This window comes from Azorhizobium sp. AG788, assembly GCF_943371865.1.
Classification (GTDB): Bacteria; Pseudomonadota; Alphaproteobacteria; order Rhizobiales; family Xanthobacteraceae; genus Azorhizobium.
In genome coordinates this window covers 84416-105156 of the sequence record NZ_CALRWL010000017.1, presented here as the reverse complement: position 1 = coordinate 105156, position 20741 = coordinate 84416, and the positions used below count along the sequence as shown (strand labels likewise).

General features: G+C 68.7%; 14 protein-coding genes. 1 reads left to right on the top strand and 13 read right to left on the bottom strand.

Translation table 11 applies throughout. From position 1 onward, the window contains the following. Positions 1 to 152 precede the first annotated feature (152 nt). From addA to coaBC, 10 genes are all read right to left on the bottom strand, one after another. Positions 153 to 3632, bottom strand: coding sequence for a double-strand break repair helicase AddA (gene addA, locus AAG816_RS12405; protein ID WP_341989939.1), 3480 nt, complete (start codon positions 3630 to 3632; stop codon positions 153 to 155). Beyond that, a complete protein-coding gene (gene addB / locus AAG816_RS12400; RefSeq protein ID WP_341989938.1) occupies positions 3629 to 6676 on the bottom strand; it encodes a double-strand break repair protein AddB in 3048 nt (1015 codons plus the stop codon). Before addB ends, addA begins: the two co-directional genes overlap by 4 nt. A gap of 97 nt (positions 6677 to 6773) precedes the next feature. Further along, a complete protein-coding gene (locus AAG816_RS12395; protein WP_341989943.1) occupies positions 6774 to 7475 on the bottom strand; it encodes a nucleotidyltransferase family protein in 702 nt (233 codons plus the stop codon). Between the two features lie 17 nt (positions 7476 to 7492). Next, on the bottom strand, positions 7493 to 9046 hold the full coding sequence (tsaE, locus tag AAG816_RS12390; RefSeq protein WP_341989937.1) for a tRNA (adenosine(37)-N6)-threonylcarbamoyltransferase complex ATPase subunit type 1 TsaE: 1554 nt from the start codon (positions 9044 to 9046) through the stop codon (positions 7493 to 7495). Next, positions 9043 to 11388, bottom strand: coding sequence for a PAS-domain containing protein (locus AAG816_RS12385; protein ID WP_341989936.1), 2346 nt, complete (start codon positions 11386 to 11388; stop codon positions 9043 to 9045). The genes tsaE and AAG816_RS12385 overlap by 4 nt, the downstream gene beginning before the upstream one ends. A 412-nt stretch (positions 11389 to 11800) precedes the next feature. Then, a complete protein-coding gene (locus AAG816_RS12380) occupies positions 11801 to 12676 on the bottom strand; it encodes a hypothetical protein (protein ID WP_341989935.1) in 876 nt (291 codons plus the stop codon). A 161-nt stretch (positions 12677 to 12837) separates the two neighbouring features. Then, the gene (cysK, locus tag AAG816_RS12375) at positions 12838 to 13824 is read right to left on the bottom strand and encodes a cysteine synthase A (RefSeq protein WP_341989934.1); all 987 of its coding nucleotides are present in this window, start codon (positions 13822 to 13824) and stop codon (positions 12838 to 12840) included. A 51-nt stretch (positions 13825 to 13875) separates the two neighbouring features. Then, the gene (locus AAG816_RS12370) at positions 13876 to 14316 is read right to left on the bottom strand and encodes an Rrf2 family transcriptional regulator (RefSeq protein ID WP_341989933.1); all 441 of its coding nucleotides are present in this window, start codon (positions 14314 to 14316) and stop codon (positions 13876 to 13878) included. Between the two features lie 10 nt (positions 14317 to 14326). Then, positions 14327 to 14845, bottom strand: a complete 519-nt coding sequence (dut, locus tag AAG816_RS12365) for a dUTP diphosphatase (protein WP_341989942.1) — start codon at positions 14843 to 14845, stop codon at positions 14327 to 14329. Positions 14846 to 14862: 17 nt separating this feature from the next. Beyond that, entirely contained in the window at positions 14863 to 16077 is a 1215-nt protein-coding gene (gene coaBC, locus AAG816_RS12360; RefSeq protein ID WP_341989932.1) for a bifunctional phosphopantothenoylcysteine decarboxylase/phosphopantothenate--cysteine ligase CoaBC, read from the bottom strand. A 267-nt stretch (positions 16078 to 16344) separates the two neighbouring features. Between coaBC and AAG816_RS12355 the strand changes: the two genes are divergently transcribed. Further along, entirely contained in the window at positions 16345 to 17454 is a 1110-nt protein-coding gene (locus AAG816_RS12355; protein ID WP_341989931.1) for a Tat pathway signal protein, read from the top strand. A 4-nt stretch (positions 17455 to 17458) separates the two neighbouring features. Here AAG816_RS12355 and ubiB read toward each other — a convergent pair whose 3' ends face one another. The 3 genes from ubiB to AAG816_RS12340 all read right to left on the bottom strand — a co-directional run bounded on the left by ubiB (position 17459) and on the right by AAG816_RS12340 (position 20727). Continuing rightward, the gene (gene ubiB, locus AAG816_RS12350; RefSeq protein ID WP_341989930.1) at positions 17459 to 19027 is read right to left on the bottom strand and encodes a 2-polyprenylphenol 6-hydroxylase; all 1569 of its coding nucleotides are present in this window, start codon (positions 19025 to 19027) and stop codon (positions 17459 to 17461) included. Positions 19028 to 19061: 34 nt separating this feature from the next. Continuing rightward, positions 19062 to 19847 carry a bifunctional demethylmenaquinone methyltransferase/2-methoxy-6-polyprenyl-1,4-benzoquinol methylase UbiE gene (ubiE, locus tag AAG816_RS12345; protein ID WP_341989929.1) on the bottom strand — a complete coding sequence of 262 codons (786 nt, stop codon included), beginning with the start codon at positions 19845 to 19847 and terminating at the stop codon, positions 19062 to 19064. A 100-nt stretch (positions 19848 to 19947) separates the two neighbouring features. Continuing rightward, on the bottom strand, positions 19948 to 20727 hold the full coding sequence (locus AAG816_RS12340; RefSeq protein WP_341989928.1) for a CPBP family intramembrane glutamic endopeptidase: 780 nt from the start codon (positions 20725 to 20727) through the stop codon (positions 19948 to 19950). Positions 20728 to 20741 lie beyond the last annotated feature (14 nt).

The following is a 20741-nucleotide window of genomic DNA, read 5'->3' as shown; positions in this document are numbered from 1 at the left end:
ACCACCGGGGTCGCGGATTCGAGCACATCGGCCTCGAAGCTCTGATCGGACACTTTTTCGACGGCCATGGCACACCTCGTGGGAAATCGTGGAAGGATCCACTGGATCTTGGTGCCAACGTAAGAACCCCCTCCCCCCCGCGTCAAGGCGCGTCACGCCACCGTGACGCTGGAGAGCACCTCCGCCAACACCTGCGCGAGGCGATCGGGCGGCACCACGTGCACCACCGGCCCGCGCGTGTAGACCAGGCGCGCCTCCAGAGTGCGCCCGGGAAACACCTTGGCCAGCACCGCGCTATACAAAGCCAATTGCGCCAGATAGCCCTCGCCAATGCGATCAAGGCCCCGCGGCGGGGTGTGATCGGTTTTGAAGTCGGCGAGAATCAAGCGATCGGGCAGCACCGCCAGCCGATCCAGCCGGCCATTCACCGCCAGCAGACGACCGTCGGAGGCCGCGATCCGGCCCACCACCGGAACCTCACTTGCGCTATGGGCGCCGAACAGACCTGCCAGCGGCGCATGGCGCAGCACACCTAAAACTTCGTCCAGCACCTCGGCCCGGATCACCTCCGGCAGGCTGTGCGCCACATGGTCCAGCAGCCGGGTTCCGGCCGCCGCCTGCTGTCCCGGCTCCAACTGGCCCAGACCGGCCAGAAGCCGATGCACCAGATCGCCGCGCACAAGCGGGTCCAGACCCGCGGGATCAGCCGCGCCGGTGCGCGTGGGGACGGAATCCACCCGGGACGGCCGCACCGCTCGGGGCGGGGCAGCAAGCGCCACCAGAGGCGGCAGCAGCAGGGGCATGCGCGGCACGGCTTTCGCCGGCGCCGCTCCCGGCATGTCCGCATGGCCCAGGGTGGCGCCGCCTTTGCTCCAACGCAGCACCTCCCCCTCCCAGCCCAGGGCCGGAACCCAGGTGGCATCGGGGAACAAGGCCGCATGCACCAGTTCGTACCAGCAGCCCTGCGGCCGGGCGTGATCCTTGTCCTTGCCGGCGGGGCGGGTCTCCGCGCCGCAGACGATCAGCGCATCCTCCGCCCGGGTCAAAGCCACGTAGAGCAGGCGGCGATATTCCTCCAGTTCGCGGGCGGTGGCCGCGGCGCGTGCGGTGGCCAGGGCTTCGGGGTCTTCCGGCTTGCGCGGCGCCAGCACCGGAATGATCGCCCCATCGGGCGCGGTGACGGAGAGAAGACCGCCCGACGTGCGGGCCTTGGGGAGATCCACCGTGTCCGCCAGGATCACGATGGGCGCTTCCAGCCCCTTGGCGCCGTGGACGGTCATCACCCGCACCTCGTCGCGGCCGCTCTCCATGTCGCGCTTGGTCTCCGCGCCGCCCCGCCGCAGGAAGGCCAGGAAGCCTGGCAAGGTGGCAGCCTCCAGGCTCTCATAGGTGCGGGCGAGCGCCATGAATTCGTCCAGCACGTCGGCCGCCTCGGGTCCGAGGCGCGCCAGCATGGCCCGGCGGCCGCCATCGCGGCCCAGCACGCGGGCATAGAAATCGAACGGACGCAGGCTGCGCGCCTCATCCCGCCACAAATCCAGCCGCGACGCTGCCGCGCCGTCGCCATGGGTCGCCAGCGCGGTGAAGAGCCGCCCCTCGCGGCCGGGGCACAGCGCCAGCAGATCGTCATCGGTGAGGCCGAACAGCGGGCTCTTGAGCACGCAGGCCAAGGCCAGATCGTCGTCGGGCGAGAGCAAGGCATCGCCCAGCGCCATCAGGTCGAGGGCCGCGATGTGCTGCGCCACAACCAGCCGGTCCGCGCCGGCCACATCCACGCCGCCGCCCGCCTCTTTCAGCGCCCGGATCACCGCCTCGAACAGGCGCCCCCGCCGCCTTACCAGCACCAGCACATCGCCCGCCCGCATGGGCCGCCCGCCCTTGGCGGGAATGGCGATCCGGGCGGCGATGCCGGCGCGGACGAAGCCGGCGATGCGCTCGGCCATGCGGTTGATGGGATCGTCGCCGGGCACCTCGTCCAGGGGCTTGCGCCAATCATCCACCTTGGGGCGGACCAAAGGTGTGGTGGTGGGCCAGATCTCCACCAAAGCAGGGGCATCGGCGCGGATGGCGGCATGGGGCGGCGCCACATTGTCGATGGTGAGCCCGGCGCTGGCCTCGTCGCGGGCAAAGATGGCATCCACTGCTTCCAGCACCCCCGGCGCCGAGCGGAAGGAATGGGGCAGTCGGATCTCGCGGAAATCCTCCGCGCCCGCAGCGGAGGCGAACGCCGCGCGCATATGGCCGAATTCGCGCGGGTCGGCGCCCTGGAACGAGAAGATGGACTGCTTCTCGTCGCCCACCACGAACAAGGTACGCTTCACCCCTTCGCGGGCGCCCTCGCCGGCGAAAAAGTCCGAGACCAACCCCTGCACCACCCGCCATTGATCGGGGCTGGTGTCCTGGGCCTCGTCCACCAGCACATGATCGATGCCGCGATCCAGCTTGTAATGCACGAAGGAGGCCGGCACCCGGCCCAGCAGATCGGCGGTGCGGGCGATGAGATCGTCGAAATCCAGCAGGCCCCGGTCGGCCTTCTCGGTGGTGTAGCGTCGGCAGGCTTCCGCCCCCAGCGTCAGCGCCGCCTGGGTGCGCTCGAGCGCCCGCACCGCGCGCAAGGTGTCCTGCAAGTCGGCGAGGCGCTCGCGTTCCGCTTCCAGATTGGACGCCAGTTCCGGATATTGCTGACGCAGGCCCTTGGTGAGCAGATCCTTGTCGCTGCGCGGATCGCCATCGGCCTTGAAGAACAGGTCGCGATAGGCTGCCAGCTTGCCCTGGGGCTCGGGCGCGGACATGGCCGCCCGCAGCGCCGCCGCCCGCTTGAGATCGTTGGCCTTGTCGGAGGTGAGGAACACCGCCTCCACATCGGCCCAATGCTCGGGCCGTACATAAGGACTATCCAGCATCTGCGCCTCGATGCCGGCGCGGGTCGCCTCCGGCGGCACCCGCAGGATCGCCGCCACCCGCGCCCGCCGCGCCGCCGCATCGCCGCCCAAGGCGGTGATGGCCGTGCGCGCGGCCACCGAGGCCTCCAGCAGATCGTCGATGCCGGCATCGGAGATTTCCTCCATCAGCCGCGCCAGTGCCTGGCCGAGCGGACTGTCCGGACGGCTGGTGGCCTCCACCACCAGAGCGGTGCGGATGCGCGACATCAGTTCGATGCGCCCGACCTCATCCAGTTCGCGGAAACCAGCGGCCACCCCGGCCTCGAACGGAAACCGATGCAGCAGGCCGCCGCAAAAGGCATGGATGGTCTGGATCTTCAACCCGCCGGGGGTCTCCAGCGCCGCAGCGAACAGCCGCCGCGCCTGGATGCGCAGGACCGGCGTGGGCGCCACCGTATCCGTACGCTGGAGCTCCGCATCCAGGGCCGGATCGTCCAGGGACGCCCAGCGGCTGAGGATGGAGAGCACGCGGTTGGCCATGTTGGCCGCTGCAGCCTTGGTATACGTCAAGCACAGGATGCGACCCGGCGCGGTGCCGTTGAGCAGCAGGCGGATCACCCGCTGCGCCAGCACATGGGTCTTGCCGGAACCTGCATTGGCCGACACCCAGGCGGACGTCTGCGGCGAGGAGGCTTCGCCCTGCCGGCGCGTGGCTTCCGCCTTGGCGCTGGAATTCTGCGGACCGCTCATTCCCCGCCCTCCTCTGCGCCCAAGGCCCATTCGCGCACCCGCGCCAGATGGTCATAGGCGCCGAACCGCCCCCGCCATTGCGGCGCCGCCAGGGAACGGTAGCCCTGCGCCTCATCATCGAAGGCGGTCAGCAGATCCTTGAGACGCTCCAGCGCCTCGTCGGCCATGGCGGTGGCGGTGGTCTTTTCATCCACGCCGGGCTTTTCGCGGCCGGGTTCGGCGCCGCCCTTCAATTCCACATAGGCAAAGTCCGCCACCGGGGCGGCCGGCACATTCGCGAACGCCCCCCGCGCCGCCATGGCCGCCTCCAGAGGCAGTTGCGGCGAGAAGGTCGCGCCCTGCTTGGTGGAGGGCGCGGTGCCGGTCTTGTAGTCCAGGATCGCCAGTTGGCCATCGGTGCGCAGCTCGATGCGGTCGGCGCGCCCGGTGAGATAGAACGGACCGCCGGGCAGGTGCAGTTCCAGCCGCCCGCCGGTCTCGGCCACCACCTTGCGCAGACTGGCGCGGCGCTCGCGCTCGAACTCCACCACAAAGCCGGCCACCCGCTCGAACCGCGCCCACCACACCGCGTGCTCGGCGGGGAACACCTCCAGCTTGGCAAAGGCCGTGCGCCCGAACGCCAGCAATTGCCCCAGCGCGTCCTCCGGCAGGTCTTCCGGGAAGGCGATGGCAAACGCCCCCAGCGCATCATGCAGCGCGCTGCCGCGCTCGGCGCCACCGGGCATGGCATCAAGCGGATCGAGGGGCTGGAGGTTCAGGACGTGGCGAGCGAAAATGGAATAGGGATCGCGCAGGAAGGTCTCGATCTCCGTCACCGACAATTTCCGCGGCCGTAGTGCCAGCGGCGGCTTCGGCGCCGGCTGGGTGAAGCGGGCAACGCGGGGACCGGCGTCCAGATCCGCCGCCGCCAGACGCCACGCCTCCCCGCGGGCTTTCGCCGCCGTCCATTCGGCTTCGCCCGCCACGGTGGCGAGGCGTTGCAGGAAGCGGGAGGGCACGCTCTGGGTGCCGCCCACCTTGCCCGGATAGGTCAGGACCACCTCGCGGGCGCCGAACGCCTGCACGAAGTCGTGGGCGGACAGGCCGATGCGGCGCTCGGGCTGGTCGAGCCCCAGTTCCGCCCGCATGGGCCGGCTCAGCCAGGGATCGGTGCGAGTCTCCGGCGGCCAGGAGCCCTCCACCAGACCGCCCAGCACCACCAGATCCAACGCCACGAGCCGCGCTTCCAGCGGCCCGAGAATGCGCACCCGCTCTTCCGCCTGCGCCCGGGGCCGCACCATCCGGTCCGCGAACAGAGCGGAGATGGCGTCGGCATAGGCATCCAGCGTCAGCGGCGGTCCGGCCGCGGCGCCGCTGGCGATCTCGGTGAAGGCCACCGCCAGAGCGGCGGCGGCGGGGTCGTCCGCGTCGGGATCGAGAGGGCCGGACAGGGCCTCGAAGGCGGCCTTGTGGCCCTCCACCAATTCATCCAGCGGCACCGCCGCGCCATCCGGCCACGCGCTCAAGGGTGCAAGAGCATCATCGAGGCGCGCCACCAGATCCGCCGCGGCGTCCAGCGCCTCGTCCGACAGGCGGCGGCGCGGGTCGCGTCCGTGCAGATCCTCGCGGCGAAAGGCGGCCACGGCCTCCGACAAGCCTTGCACCCCGGTGCGCGGGCGCGGACCGCGCAGAGCCACCAATTCCAACGCCGCCACCGCCTCCCGCAGCGCCTCCGGCTCCAGGCCGAGATGCACGTCCGGATGGGTCAGAAGCGCGAACACCGGCACTGGCGCACACCCCTCCCCCACCGCCTTGGCCAAGAGCCGCGCCAAGCGTCCCGGCGCGGTCTCGGCCAGGGGTTCGCCGGCGGAATCGTCAATGGCGATCCCGAAGCGCAGCAGTTCCGCCGCCACCCGCCGCGCCAGATCCCGATCTGGCGTGATCAGCGCCGCGCGCCGGTCCGCATGGCCCAGACTGGCGCGCAATTCCAAGGCGATGGCCAACGCCTCTTCACGGGGATCCTGGGCCGCGATTACCCGGATGTTGGCGAAAGCGGCTTGCTTGCGCGCTGGGGGCAAGCGGGTCGCCAGGGTCGCCCAGAGCTCGGCGGTTTCCGACTGGCGCAGCGCCTCGCTCAGCAACAGCTCGCGGCCATGCGGCGCGCGGACGCCGATCTCGACCACATCCCGACGCTCCAGTTCCAGCGTGCCCAGCAGGCGGGCGAGGCCGAATTGCGGGTGATCCGGCGCGCTGGTCGCCTCCGCCGTCAGCAAAGCGAAGGCGGTATCCTCCATGTCCAGATCCAGGCCGGGCAGCACCACCGCGCCTTGCGGCAGGCGGGCGATGGCCTTGAGCAGGCGCGCGGTGGCGGGCAGCGAGCCGGTGGAGCCGGCGGCGATCACCGGGCCGGCCTCTGGGCCTAAAGCCGCAAGACGGCGGACTTCCGCATCCACCAGGCTGTCGCGCCGGGCAGCAGGGTCGACGGCGCCCTCCTCCACCAGATGGGCATCCCAGGCCCGCCGGGCGATGCGCAGAAAATCCAGGCTGATCTCGAAATAGGCGTCGTGTTCCTCCGGCACGAGGCCATCGAGCCGCGCCCAATCCACGCCCGCCGTACTCATCTGGTCGAACAAGGCGCCCAGTTCATCTGCCAAGGCGATGGTGGCGGCGGGGCCGGCGGCCACCATCGCCTGGCCCTCGCCGGCGGCCAGCGCATCGCGCCAGCGGGCCACCAGCCCGGCCAAGGCGATGCGCCGATGCACGCCGGTCACGGCGCGGGGCGGCGCCAGCAGAGCGGCATCCTCGGAAAAGGCGAGCGCGTCCTCATCCACATCGCCGAGAGGGACGATGTGCGGCAGCAGCAGCGCCTCGCCGCCGCTGGCCTCCAGCAGCGCCTGGGCGAACAGGCGCCCGGCACGGCGGGTGGGCAGATAGATGGTGGCGGCGGCCAGCGCCAGCGGATCGCCGCGCGGCGCAAAGCCCGGAACGAGGTCGCCGTCCAGCAGCGCATGCGCTAGCGTCGCCAGGAACGGCGCGGAGGACGGGATCGAGAAGGCCCGCGTCATGGCATCCGCCTCCGCATCAAGTGGTGCTCAAGGGCGAGACGGCGCGGAGCTGCCCGACGGGTCGTCCCGTGCGACACCCCACCTCTCGAAATCGTGTTCAGTCGCTGGACCGGCGGATGGCCTCTTCCGCAGCGGGAATGGCCTCCGGCGTGCCCACATGCATCCATACCCCTTCCAGCCGGATGCCGAACAGGCGACCGGCGGCGATGGAGGCGTCGAAAATGCGCGTCAGCGAGAACGGTCCATCGGGCATATCGGCGAACAGGCTGGGCTTGAGCACGCAGGCACCCGCATAGACGAACGGCGTGATCAGTCGCTCGCCGCGGCGCTCCAACCGGCCGTAAGGATCCATTGAGAAATCGCCGCGGCCGTCGTAGCCCACCGAGGTGGCGGTGCCGGCCACCAGCAGCAGGGCATCCATGGTCTGCGGATCGAAATTTTCCGCCAGCCGCAGCAGGTTGGGGCGCACCCCCTCGATCCAGATGGTGTCGGCGTTGATGGCGAAGAACGGCTCATCATGAAAGAAATGCAGCGCCTTCTTCGTGCCGCCGCCGGTCTCCAGCAAGCCGCCGCGCTCGTCGGAGATATGGAGGCGGGGCGGCGCCGAGCGGCGGGCGAGATGCGCTTCCAACGCATCGGCATGGTGGTGCACATTCACCACCGCCTCGTCCACGCCCACCGCCTCCAGGCGGTCCAGCACATGGTCGATGAGCACCTTGCCTTCCACCTCCACCAAGGGTTTGGGGCGGGTATCGGTCAAAGGGCGCATGCGGGTGCCCATGCCGGCAGATAGCACCATGGCGCGATGAAGCGTCGTCACGTGTGAAAATCCCTCGATGGCAGCACTGCCTCGTACCACATCCGCAGCGATCCAAGCTCAGGATGGGACAGGCACCGGGCGAGATACCGCCTAATACGGGGAAGATGCCGGAGATAGTGCGGTTTGCCGTCGCGGGCATTCAGCCGGGCGAAAATACCCAGGATCTTGGTCGCCCGCTGCGCGCCCATCAGCGCGTAGAGATGGCCGAAGCGCATGGCATCGAAGGTGGGCTCCGCCTCCTCCCGAAGCCGCACATAATGCGACAGCAACTGGGCCTCGAGCGTTTCGGAGACATCCACCCGCGCATCCTGCGCCAGGGAGGCCACGTCATAGGCGGCGGGCCCCAGCACCGCGTCCTGGAAATCGATCAGCCCCACCTTGGCAAGACCCTCGCGGTCCTTCAGCCAGATCAGGTTGGGGGAATGAAAATCCCGCAGCACCCAGGTCTGAGGCGCGTTGAGCACGGCACTGAGGGCGCTGCGCCACAGCAGCAGGAATTCCTCCCGCACGATATTGTCCACCTGCGCCCCACGGAACGGCAGATACCAGTCCAGCAACAGTTCCAGCTCGATCAGGAAGGCTTCCAGCGTATAGGTGGGCAGCACATATTCCACCTGCGGCGCGATATGCAGCACGCTGGGCAGGGAGCGCCCGTGCAACGCCGCCAGCACCTCGATGGCCGCCTCATAACGCTCGCGGATCGGCTCCGGCGGCGTGCCGGAGACGACACCGTCCGCCCCCAGATCCTCGAGCACCAGCAGACCGCGCTCCAGATCGGCCGCATAGATCTCCGGCGCGGACAGGCCCTCGGCGCGCAAGGCGCGGGCCATGGCCACGAACGGGCGCACATCCTCGGCCAGATGGGCGAGGCGGCTATAGGGCAGCCCCCGCCGCACCGGCGGTCCATCGGGGCGGCGCGGCGCATTCATCAGCACCGCCGAACGCGAGCCGCGCACCAGGCGGGCATAGGAGCGGCTGGACGCGTCCCCCTGGAGATAATGCCGATCGGCACCGGCAAACCCGCTGGTCTCGATGAGAAACTCGGAAATGTGCAGACGGTCCAGCCGCTCCACGAAGGCGCCCGAACCCACCAGAACCGCCCGCCGTGCATCGGGGCCAAGATCCGGGGCCAGTTCCAGCGCGATATCCAGCCGATCGGCGGGCATCCGCTCTTCGGCGCGATCGGGCCATTCCACCAGGAGAATGGCGTCCTCGCTCAACTCGTCCCAGCCGATTTCTTCCAGTTCGTCGGGATCCTGCAAACGGTAGAGATCCGCATGGGCCACCTTGCCGCGACCGAACTCGTAGCCGATGACCAGCGAAAAGGTGGGACTGGGCACCTCCAGCGCCGGATCGCCGGACAGGGCTCGCACCAAGGCGCGGGCGAGCGCGGTCTTGCCGGCACCGAGATCGCCGGACAGGGCCACCACATCACCGGTGGAAAGCCAGGGGGCCAGCATGGCGGCCAGTTGTTCGGTCGCCGCAAGGTCCTGCAGGACCAGCTTGAATGCCGGCACGGCCCCGGGAATGCGCTCCAGCACCAGGCTCATTGCGAGGCCTCGCTTTCAGGTCGGTCTACCGGGAAGCGGCAGGTGGCGATCGTTCCTCCCCCGGTGGCGGGCGACAGGGTGACCGAACCACCGTGCAGTTCCATGAACGAGCGCACGATGGACAGGCCGAGGCCAACCCCGCGATGACGGGTGCCGCTGACCTCGAAGCGTTGGAACACATGCTCCAGCATCTCCGGCGCGACGCCCGGGCCATGATCGCGCACGGTGAGCACCAGCGCATCCGGACCGCGCTCGGCCCGCAGCATTACCGCGCTGCCGGTGGGTGCAGCGGCGATGGCATTGGACAACAGGTTGAACAAGATCTGGCGCACACGCCGGCCATCGGCGACGAAGCTGCCGGCGTCTCCGTCCGCCTCGATATGAAGCGTGACCCCGGCCTCTTCCAGCAGGTCCCGCACCGCCTCATGGGCCGCCTCCAGGGTGGCGCGGACATCCACGTCCGCCAGATCGAGGGTCATCGCCCCGGCATCGATGGTCGCCAGATCGAGGATGTCGTCGATCAACGCCCGCAAGGCATCGGAGGACTGGCTGACATGGGCGAGGAACTCGCTCTGCCGCGGGTTCAGCGCACCGGCGGTGCCCTCCGCCAGCATGTGCGCGTAGCCGATCAGCGTGTTGAGCGGCGTGCGCAGATGGTAGGAGACGTGCCCCACGAACGCATTCTTCAGCGCGTCCGCGGCCTCAAGGGCCTCGTTGCGCTCGATCAACGCGCGCTCCACCTTCACGCTGTCGGTGATGTCGCGGAAGGTCACCATGGTGCCGCCGTCCGGCAGCGGTTGGGCGGCCCCGTCGAGAATGCGCTTGTCGGCGCGCTCCAGGCGCAATGCCACCCCTTCCCGATGATCCAGGGCGGTGACCACATTGCGGATGCGCGCCCATGTGCCGCTCTCGCCGTGGTTGGGCCGGCACATGGCCGCCACCGCATCGATATGGGGACGATCCCCCAGGGACTGCGCGCTGAGCGACCACAGTTGCAGGAAGGCCTCGTTATAGAGGCGCAGCCGACCGTCCGATCCGAACACCGCCACCGCTTCGGCCAGCCCATCCAGGGTCTCGCCCTGGATGCGGATCAGGCTGTTGTAGCGGCTCTCCAGTGCCATGCGCTCGGAGAGGTCGTCGAACAGATAGGTGACGCCGCCTTCCGCATTGGGGGTCGCGACCACCCGCAGCATCTGCCCGCCCGGCAGGTGCCACCAGTCGTGCACGGGCTCCAGCGCGCGATAGGCCTCGCGCAATTGCTCGCGCCAGGCGCGAAAATCCGCCTGCTCCGGCACCTTGCGACGGGCGCGCAGGCTTTCCAGCACTTCGCTTTCGCTGGGACCCTTGTCGAGAAAGGCCGGGTCGAGGCCGAACAGACGCTCATAGGCGGAATTGTGGAACACCAGCCGCTCATCGCTGCCGAAGATCACCACGGCGGTGTTGAGCTGGTCCAGGGTGCGGCGGTGGGCGGCAATCCCGCGCTCATGCTCCGTGCGCCCCGCCTCCGCATCGGTCACATCAATGGCAAGACCCGCCGCGCCGAACGGCCCGGCTGCTTCCGCCACATCCAACAGCCGGCGCTTGCCCCCGGCCACCACTCGCACGCGAGCGGCATAGGGCTGGCCGGCGCGATGGGCGGCAGAGGCCGCCTCCCGCGCCGCCTGATCCAGCAGTTCCGCCGCCATGGCGGCATCCACTCCTTGCCCATCCGGCTGAACGGCGCGGACAAAGGCGGCATTTACGGCCACCAGACTTCCGCCCGCGCCCCGTCGCCACATGGGCACCGGGGCGAGATCGAACAGTGCTCGCAGGGCCTGCGCCTCGCCGTCGGCGGCGACGGCATCTGCCGCAGGCTCTCGCTCCCCGCCAATCGCATCCGGCACCCGGCGGACCACGAGGGTTCGAACGCCGGCCGCGGCCCGCGCCTCGACGTCCACGGGCGCGCCCTGGCTATCGCCGGTGCGCAACGTGAACGGCACGCCTCTCGCCTGAAAGGCCTCGAGCGATGGCGCAAGCGCCGTGGCAGCCTCCGACCCCAGCCACGATGCGACGCCACGGGAGAGCACGGAATCTCCGCCCGTCTCCGACAGCGGGAATGGGTGGAGGGCAGCCTCGCCAAAGAGGTCAGGGGCCTGGCCTTCCCGCCACAGCACCATGCCTCTGGCGGTTGCGCCCAGCAGCGCCTTGAGCGCCTGGAGATCGGCACGCATCTCAGCTGAACTGAGGGCCGCGAGTGTCTTCGCCTGCTGGGAGCGCGCCGCAGTCCAACTCGCAGCGCCCAGGGCGGCCAGCGCCACCACCGACGCCCCGGCGGTCAGACCGACCAGAACATTGAACGACAATGGAGCGTCCCAAGCCGCCGCGTGCGCGGTGCTGGAATAAACAAAAACCCCCACAGCGGGAAGGCGGGCGAAACGGCGCCAGTTGGGCCGCGTCAGGCGATGGATCGCACCAAGGGGAAAGAGATACGAAGCGCCGCCGGGCCCCCTCTCGCCGCCACGTGCGGGAAACAGGCGCCCGTCGCATTTCCGCGGCATGCCGATGCTCCGGCTCCGATCGGCCATGCGCCCCTGTTCCCTTCCCTTCGCAGAACCGCTCCTCATGAGCGCCGCGCCGCCTCTGCGAATCAGCGTTCGATCCTACTGGAGGCGATCGGGGGTTAGAAGCCCAGGCCACCCATTGCCACGCACGCAGCGCCGCGGCCATCGCGCAGACAAGACAAGGCCGCGGACGCTCAGGGATGCTGCGACCGCCTCATTTTCCGTAATAATCCTGCACGGTTTCCCAGGCGACGGTCTGGAGCAGGCGGACGGTGGGCTCGTCCAGCCCAGCACGATAGGCATTGCCCACGGGCGAGCGCCCGGTGAGGGCGGCAAAAATGACGTTGGCGGCCAGATAGCTCCCGGCGGGACTGGGATGGCGCTTATCGGGCGCATAGAGATTGAGGTCGGGCTGGCGCGCCCGCAGTCGCGCGAAGGCAAGGCCGGCGGGGATCACCAAGGCGTCATTGGCATTGCCCACAGTGGTATAAGCCTCGGCCAGCTCCGCCGTCATCTCCGGCTTGTCCGCATAGGCCCAGGACATGAACAGCACCGGGCGCGCCTCGTTCTGCCGCACAATGGCGCTGTCCTTCTTCACCTCGGTGGCGAAGGCGGTTTTGAGCTGGGGATGGATCGGGCACTGGCTGCAATCCATCATCACCGCGACGTCGAACATCCGTCCCGGCTTGTTGAAGACGACGTTGTTCTGATCATCGAAGGTATAGGCGCCGATGCCGCCCGGGCGGAAATAGCTGGCCACATCGTGCCAATCCAGGCCGGAGCCGCCGATGGTCACCATGGTGGCGCGATAGGCGGCCTTGTTGTCCGGATCGGCCGCGCGCTCCAGCGCCAGAACCTGACTGTGAATGCCGTTGTTGTAATAAAAGAAACTGTTGCCGATGAAAATCGCGCTCTTGGGGAAGTCCGGCCCCAGCGTGGTGACCTTCGGCCGGGTCTGGGCTGATACCGCCGGGGCGGGCGCCGCTTGCGGCGACTGGGGCGCGGATTGCGCCAGCGCAGCGGTTCCCCAGAGTTGCGTCCCCAGAACAAGCGTCGCCAGCGCGGCGATCAAGCGCCTCGTTTGAACCATCGGTCTTCCTCCCATGTCGCCGGCCTCTATGGGTCCGGTCGCATTGACGGGGAGGATACTGGCGGCTCAGGGCCCTTGGAGCAACCGACGCGGCCGCGCGGCGGCGAACGAGACACCGGCGCCAGAGCCGCGAGAGGGGCAGGCCCCTCCCGCGGGGGATCTCAAAGGCCTTCGAACAGGGCGGTGGAAAGATAGCGCTCGGCAAAGGAGGGCACGATCACCACGATATTCTTGCCGGCATTCTCCGGGCGGGCGCCAATTTCCAGCGCCGCGGCCACCGCCGCGCCAGAGGAGATGCCGCCGGGTATGCCCTCGTAACGGGCCAAAGCGCGCGCGGTATCGAATGCGGTCTGGTTGCCCACCGTCACCACTTCATCGATGACGCTGCGATCCAGAACATCCGGCACGAACCCGGCGCCGATGCCCTGGATCTTGTGCGGGCCGGGCTGGCCGCCGGACAGAACCGGGCTGTCTTCCGGCTCCACCGCCACCATGCGCAGGGAGGCCTTGCGGGGCTTCAGCACCTGGCCGATGCCGGTGATCGTGCCGCCGGTGCCGACGCCGGAGACCACGATGTCCACGGTGCCGTCGGTGTCGTTCCAGATTTCTTCCGCCGTGGTGCCGCGATGAGCGGCGGGATTGGCCTTATTCTTGAACTGCTGCGGCATCACCGCCTTGGGCAGTTCGCGGATCAGTTCCTCGGCACGGGTCACCGCGCCCTTCATGCCCAGATTGGCGGGGGTGAGGACCAGTTCAGCGCCCAGAAGCGCCAGCATCTTGCGCCGCTCCACCGACATGCTTTCCGGCATTACCAGGATCAGCCGCAGGCCGCGGGCCGCCGCCACGAAGGCCAAGGCGATGCCGGTATTTCCGGAGGTCGGCTCCACCATCACCGTGTCCGCATCCAGCACGCCAGCCTCCACCATGGCATCCACCATGGCGACGCCGATGCGGTCCTTGACGCTGGCGATGGGATTGAAGAACTCCAGCTTGGCAAGGATGTTGGCCTTCACGCCGCGCAGCTCGGGCAGGCGATGCAGGCGCACCAGCGGGGTATCGCCGACGGTCTCGGTGATGGAGCCGTAGATCCGCCCGCGACCGGGCCGATGGGCGGCCTGCGGGCCGGCTTTGGCAGCGCTGTGCGCCATGGAGCAGTCTCCTTGGATGTGCACCGGGCGCGCGGTCAGGGCCGGCGCCGGTCAGATGGTAAAATCGATGCGATCGTTGTCCGAGCCGTGGCCCTTGGTATCGGCGGCGCGGCACAGGTCCTCGAGGGTGACGGTGTCGAGAGCGGCGTCGAAGGTCTGCTCGGCGGCGGCAACCGCCGGCTGCACCACGTCCAGCACCAGAGGCGGGAGGATGATTTCTTTCTCCTCCTCGGCCCCTTCCACCACGCGGACGATCTCGGCGACGGAAACCCGGCGGCGTTCGCGGGCAAGTTCATAGCCCCCGCGCGGTCCACGGACCCCCTTCAGGACCCCCGCATGCACCAGGGCCTGCAGCACAGGCTCCAGCCGGCGCGGCGGCAATCCATGACGGGCAGCAAGGGATTTGGCGGCCACGGGCGCGCCGCGGGCATGGACGGCGACGTCCACCACGGCGGCAATGGCGAGCAGACTTTTATCGGATAAACGCGGCATGGGGCTGTGGCTATCTCGATCCAGGCGCGCCGTCGAGCCCTGTCGAGCCAAAACCACCGACGCCACGTGCAGTTTCACCTAATTTTCCGTTTTCTACCAGCTTTATTTGGTGAACCGCACCGACCACAAGCTGCGCGACACGTAGCCCGCGTGTGACGGTGAATTGCTCCGTGCCGTGGTTCACCAGCAGCACCTGCACCTCGCCCCGATAGTCCGCATCGATGGTACCGGGGGCATTGAGCACGGTCACGCCGAACTTCAACGCGAGACCCGAGCGCGGGCGCACCTGGCCTTCAAACCCCTCTGGCAGTTCCAGGCAGAGCCCCGTCGGCACCAGGGCGCGGGCGCCGGGGGCCAGCGCGAGCGGCGCATCCTCGGGCACGGCGGCGATCAGGTCGAGCCCGGCAGAGGCCGAGGTGGCGTAAGCCGGCAGCGGCAAGCCTTCGCCATGGGGCAACCGGACCACCGGAACATCCACCGGTAGCGGCACAGTCTCTTCGCAGGTCAAATCATCGTCTCCAGAAATCATCGCAACTGTAGCGTCGCTCACGGCGCCTCGCCGGTCAGGGCACCGGCAATCCGAACCACCAGGCGACGGGCAACTTCGGCCTTGCTGGCGGAGGGCCAATCCTCCACCCCGTCGGCGGTGACCAGATGCACCGTATTGGCATCCCCGCCCATGATGCCGGTGCCCGGTGACACGTCATTGGCCACGATCCAGTCGCAGCCTTTGCGCAGCCGCTTGTCCTTGGCATGGGCGACCACATGCTCGGTCTCGGCGGCAAAGCCCACCACCAGGCGCGGACGCAGGGTGGAATGGTGGGCGATGGACGCCAGGATATCGGGGTTCTCCAGCAGGGAGAGGTGCGGCGCGCCACCCTCGCCCTTCTTGATCTTCTGTTCGGAGGCATCCGCCACCCGCCAGTCGGCCACGGCGGCGGCGAAAATGGCCGCATCCATGGGCAGGTTCTCCTCCACCGCCGCCATCATCTCCTGCGCGGTCTCCACACGGACGACACGGACGCCGCGCGGATCGGCCACCTGCACCGGGCCGGAGACCAGCACCACCTCGGCACCAGCGGCGGCAGCGGCGGCGGCAATGGCATGGCCCTGCTTGCCGGACGACCGATTGGCGATGTAGCGCACCGGATCGATCGGCTCCACCGTGGGACCGGAGGTCACCAGAACCCGCCGCCCCTTGAGCAGCGGTACCGGGGCCTCGAACCGCGCCTCGATGGCGGCGAGGATCTCCAGGGGCTCGGCCATGCGGCCTTCACCGAATTCGCCCCGCTCCGCCATGGCGCCGGAATTGGGGCCGACGATGGCCGCGCCGTCTTGCTTCAGCAGCGCCAGATTGCGGCGGGTGGCCGGATGCATCCACATCCGCGGGTTCATGGCCGGGGCAAACAGCACCGGCTTGTCGGTGGCCAGCAAGGCGGTAGAGGCCAGATCGTCCGCGAAACCATTTGCGGCCTTGGCCATCAGGTCGGCGGTGGCCGGCGCCACCACCACCAGATCGGCCTCCCGCGACAGGCGGATATGGCCGATGTCATGCTCGGCGGTGAGGTCGAACAGATCGGTGAAGACCCGCTCCCCGGTGAGCGCCCCAACGGACAGCGGCGTCACGAAGTGCTGCGCGGCGCCGGTCAGGATCGCGCGCACGGTGGCGCCGCGTTCCTTCAGCCGTCGGATGAGATCCAGGCACTTATAGGCGGCGATGCCGCCGCCGATGATGAGAAGGATGCGTCGCTCGTGCAGCATGGCGGGTCTCCCTGCGGCGATGGACTAGAGCCGGATGCGTCCGGACGCAATGCGCCGTCCTTCTGGCGGGACGGATCCACCGGTGGACTTTAGCCTGTGCGCCCGCAATCGCCGGGGAAATTATTCGCAAGCAAGGCGAGCGTCCCGCCGCGAATTTTGGTGCAGCGCGACACCAGCGAATGCGACAGCGCCAGTGAGACATGCCAACATAAGCTCAACGGGACCAAAGCATAAGCTCCCACTGTAATGGCGTACCGGGAGTGCGACGTGAACCGAAGGACGGCGATATTGGGCGCGGCGGCCACCCTCGCAGGCACCGCCGCCATCGTTGCCGGAGACCGCCTCTGGGACAGCCACGAGGCCGGGGAGTGGCGAGAGGAAGCGCATCGGTTGCGTCGGCCTCCAACGCCGGGGCTCGCCGGTGCCGAGGCACGCACGGCCCTGATCCAAAGCGCGACGCTCGCCGCCACCAGCCACAACACCCAGGCGTGGCGCTTTGCCGGCGATGATGGCGGCATCACCCTGCTGCCCGACTTCACGCGCCGCACCCCCATCGTCGACCCGGACGACCACCATCTGTTCGTCAGCCTCGGTGCTGCAGCGGAGAACATGGTCCATGCGGCGCCGACGGTCGGGCTGATCGCCGATCCGCGCTTCGAAACAACCGGAGAGGGGCGGATCCGGGTGGCGCTGCGGCCGGGGAAAGTCGCGGTGACGGACCTCGGCACGGCAATTCCCCGCCGGCAATGTACGCGTGGCATCTATGACGGCCGCGCGGTGCCTGCGGCGGAACTGGCGGCACTGGTCGCAGCAGGCACCCGGCCCGGCGTTTCCGTGCGCCTGATCACCGAACGCCCGGCCATGACGGCGCTCACCGCATTGATCCTGGAGGCCAATAACCGCCAGTTGAACGATGCCGCCTTCCGGGCCGAGCTGAAGCGCTGGGTGCGCTTCAGTTATGCGGAAGCAATGGACACCGCCGATGGCTTGTTTGCGCCGCTCACCGGCAATCCGGAACTGCCGGAGGCCATCGGGCGGGTGCTGTTCGATCTGGTGCTGACCACCGACGCAGAGAAGGCCAAGGCGAAGGTGCAGGTGGAAAGCGCGGCAGGCCTGGCGGTGTTCATCTCAGATCAGAACGACCCCGCCCATTGGGTGGCGGTCGGTCGCGCCTATCAGCGCTTCGCCCTGCAGGCCACGGCGCTGGGCATCAAGCACGCCTTCCTCAACCAGGCGGTGGAGGTGCCGGAGGTGCGGCGGCAGGTGGCCGCCCATCTCGGTGTGGGCGCGCGACGGCCCGATCTCATCCTGCGCTTCGGCTACGGCAATCCGATGCCCTGGTCGCTGCGCCGCCCGGTGGCGGACGTTCTGGCCTGAGGGGTTAGCGCAGGGCGATGATCAGCAGGGCGACGGCAATCACCCACAAGGCGGCATTGCCCCAGAACGCCCGTTTGGCTTCGGCGCGGCCGATGCCTTCCAGGGTTCCCGGCGAGAGCTTGAATCCGTCGCGGGTGGCCTCGTCCATCTGCGTCAGCACGCGACCGGCGCGGGTGAGCAGAGCGGGCGCGTCCAGCACGAAGCGACCCACTTCACTGACGCCCGCGCCGGCCTGCTGCAACCGGCCCACGGGGCCGAGATTCTGCGCGATCCAGTCTTCCACCACCGGGCCGGCGGTGGTCCACATGTTCAGCTTCGGATCGAGCGAACGGGCGACCCCCTCCACCACCACCATGGTCTTCTGCAACAACAGCAGTTCTGGCCGGGTGGTCATGTCGAACAGCGCAGTGACTTCCAGCAGCAGTGACAACAGGCGGGCCATGGAAATCTGGTCGGCAGCACGGGAGTGGATGGGCTCGCCGATGGCGCGGATGGCCTGGGCAAAATCATCCACCGAATGGTGCGCCGGCACATAGCCCGCCTCGAAATGCACTTCCGCGGTGCGCTTCCAGTTGCGGGTGATGAAGCCATAGAGGATTTCCGCCAGGAAGCGGCGCTCCTTGACGCCCAGCCGGCCCATGATGCCGCAATCCACCACCACCAGCCGGCCCTGGGCGTCCACGAACAGATTGCCCGGATGCATGTCGGCGTGGAAGAAGCCGTCGCGCATGGCCTGACGCAGGAAGGACTGCATCACGATGCGGGCCAGAGCCTGCAAATCGTGGCCGGCAGCCTCCAGGGCCGCGCGGTCACTGAGCTTGATGCCGTCGATCCATTGGGTGGTCAGCACTTCACGGGCGGAGCGATCCCAATCCACCGCCGGAACGTGGATCTCGGCATCGTTCTGCACATTCTCGGCCAGTTCCGCATAAGCGGCGGCCTCCAGGCGCAGGTCCATCTCCATGGAGACCGAGCGCGCCAACGTATCCACCACGGTTTCCAGCCGCAGGCGGCGGGCTTCGGGCGAGACACGCTCGGCAAATGCCGCCACGCGGCGGAAGGTCTTCATGTCGGCGCCGAAGCGCCGCTCGATGCCGGGCCGCAGCACCTTTACCGCCACGGTGCGGCGGCTGCCGTCCGCATCCAGCACCACGGACTTGTGCACTTCGGCGATGGACGCCGCCGCCACGGCCGGGCCGAAGCTCTCGAACGCGTCCGCCAGCGGGCGGTCCAGCGCCCCGATGACGGTGGCCTCCGCAATGGCCTGTCCGAACGGCGGCATGCGGTCCTGCAAAATCTCCAGATCGCGGGCGACCGAGGGCCCCACCACATCCGGCCGGGTGGCGAGGAATTGCCCCAGCTTGATATAGGACGGCCCCAGCCGGCTGAGCGCCGCCGACAGGCGCGCTGCGCGGGTGCCCGCGTCCGGCCGCGCGATCATCTGCGCGATGCGCAGGCCGGGGCGCGCCAAAGGCGGCACCAAGGCGGGGTTCACCAGGGAGAGCACGCCTTCGCGTGCCAGCACATAGCCGGCACGGGCGAGACGGGCGGCATCGATCAGAACAAGAATCACGCGGATGCCCCTCGGCGACCGAACAGGACGGCCATCAGATGCGATAGCCCGAATGCAGCACGACCACGCCGCCGGTGAACGGGGTCGCCGTCACCCGGGCGAAGCCGGCGGTGCGCATCATCTGCGCGAACACCTCGGGGGGCGGAAAGCGGCGGATGGATTCCACCAGATATTGGTACGGCTCCGCATCGCCGGTGACTTGGCGACCGAGGGCCGGAATGACCCGAAACGAATAGAATTCGTAGATCTTGTCCAGCAGCGGCACATCCACCTGGGAGAATTCCAGCACCAAGGCCCGTCCGCCCGGCTTCAGCACCCGGCGCATTTCGCTGAGGGCGAGGGGAATGCGCGGCACATTGCGGATGCCGAAGGCGATGGTCACCGCATCGAACGACCCGTCCGGAAACGGCAGCGCTTCGGCATTGGCCTCGGTGAACTCCACGCGCTCGGACAACCCACGCTTTTCCGCCCGCTCGCGGCCCACCGCCAGCATTTCCGTATTGATATCCGCCACCACCGCCCGCGTTCCGGCGCCACCGGCGGACACGGTGCGGAAGGCCACATCCCCGGTGCCGCCCGCCAGATCCAGCAGGCGGAAGGGGCGATCGCCCTGGGGCGGGCGCAGCTTGGCGACCAGGTCGTTCTTCCACGCCCGGTGCAGGCCGCCGGACATGAGGTCGTTCATGATGTCGTAGCGCCGCGCCACCTTGTGGAACACGTCGTCCACCAGCGTCTGCTTTTCGCCCAGGGGGACGGTGCGGTAGCCGAAATGGGTATCGGCCGCGTCGGTGTCGGAGCGGAGCGTTGCGTCGCGTGGCATGGCGGGGTCCCGGCGGATCGTTTCGGCGCGACCTTATCGGACCTTGCCGGAAGACGCCACGCGGCGCGGCGGAGTGGCGCGGGGGCCTCCATGGGCTTGCCTAGTCCCCGAGCGCCATGAGGGCAAAAATCAGAGCGACGGAAATGGCGTGGTGAATCACGTGGGCCGCCACCGAAGCGCGAACGCTGCCGCAGTAATGGCGCACCAGGGAGAATGCGAGGGTGGAGGGGATCAGGGCCACAAGATAACGCCATTGGGCGTCGGGATGGAGCAACCAGAACGGCAAGGCTGTTGCCGCAATGACCACCGGAACCGACCAGACACGGCGGAGTGTCACCCACAACCACCCACGTAAGAACAACTCGTCTCCCAGCGGAACCAGGATCACCAGGATCACGGCATTGCAGACCGGCAGCAGCCATGGCCAGGCCGGCGCCACGTCAGCCCCTGCGCTTTCAAGCACGCCGGTCAGGTTCAGCGGGTCGGTGGCCCCCAATAGACTCGCCGTCGCCCAGGTCATGACGGTGGCGGAAAGGGCGAGGCCCAGCATGAGACCGGGGCGCTGAATCGGCACGTTGCCCAATCCGGCGCGACGGTCGCCCTCGCCCACCACGAACCCCATATGCAGGCTGGCGAGGATCAAGGTGATGGCGGAGATGGCAAGGGCGTTGGTCACGACCCACGGATAGTCGAACCCCAAGGATCGCACGTCATCGGGGTCCGCCTGCATGACCACCAATCCCGCCACCGTGCCCAGCACGACGGCCACAGCGGACACCAGCAGCCACCCGACCATGACCACCAGCGCGTGGAACGGGCCGCGCCGCGTGAAGGGCAACCGCGCCGGGCGCTCCGCGGGGACTGCGTCGTTCACACTCATGGCCATACCCACAG

Excerpts from the sequence above, each read along its gene's own strand:
- addA (WP_341989939.1), bottom strand. The coding sequence starts at position 3,632 with ATGAGCGGTCCGCAGAATTCCAGCGCCAAGGCGGAAGCCACGCGCCGG.
- addB (WP_341989938.1), bottom strand. The coding sequence starts at position 6,676 with ATGACGCGGGCCTTCTCGATCCCGTCCTCCGCGCCGTTCCTGGCGACG.
- AAG816_RS12395 (WP_341989943.1), bottom strand. The coding sequence starts at position 7,475 with ATGGTGCTATCTGCCGGCATGGGCACCCGCATGCGCCCTTTGACCGAT.
- tsaE (WP_341989937.1), bottom strand. The coding sequence starts at position 9,046 with ATGAGCCTGGTGCTGGAGCGCATTCCCGGGGCCGTGCCGGCATTCAAG.
- AAG816_RS12380 (WP_341989935.1), bottom strand. The coding sequence starts at position 12,676 with ATGGTTCAAACGAGGCGCTTGATCGCCGCGCTGGCGACGCTTGTTCTG.
- cysK (WP_341989934.1), bottom strand. The coding sequence starts at position 13,824 with ATGGCGCACAGCGCTGCCAAAGCCGGCCCGCAGGCCGCCCATCGGCCC.
- AAG816_RS12370 (WP_341989933.1), bottom strand. The coding sequence starts at position 14,316 with ATGCCGCGTTTATCCGATAAAAGTCTGCTCGCCATTGCCGCCGTGGTG.
- dut (WP_341989942.1), bottom strand. The coding sequence starts at position 14,845 with ATGATTTCTGGAGACGATGATTTGACCTGCGAAGAGACTGTGCCGCTA.
- coaBC (WP_341989932.1), bottom strand. The coding sequence starts at position 16,077 with ATGCTGCACGAGCGACGCATCCTTCTCATCATCGGCGGCGGCATCGCC.
- ubiE (WP_341989929.1), bottom strand. The coding sequence starts at position 19,847 with ATGCCACGCGACGCAACGCTCCGCTCCGACACCGACGCGGCCGATACC.
- AAG816_RS12340 (WP_341989928.1), bottom strand. The coding sequence starts at position 20,727 with ATGAGTGTGAACGACGCAGTCCCCGCGGAGCGCCCGGCGCGGTTGCCC.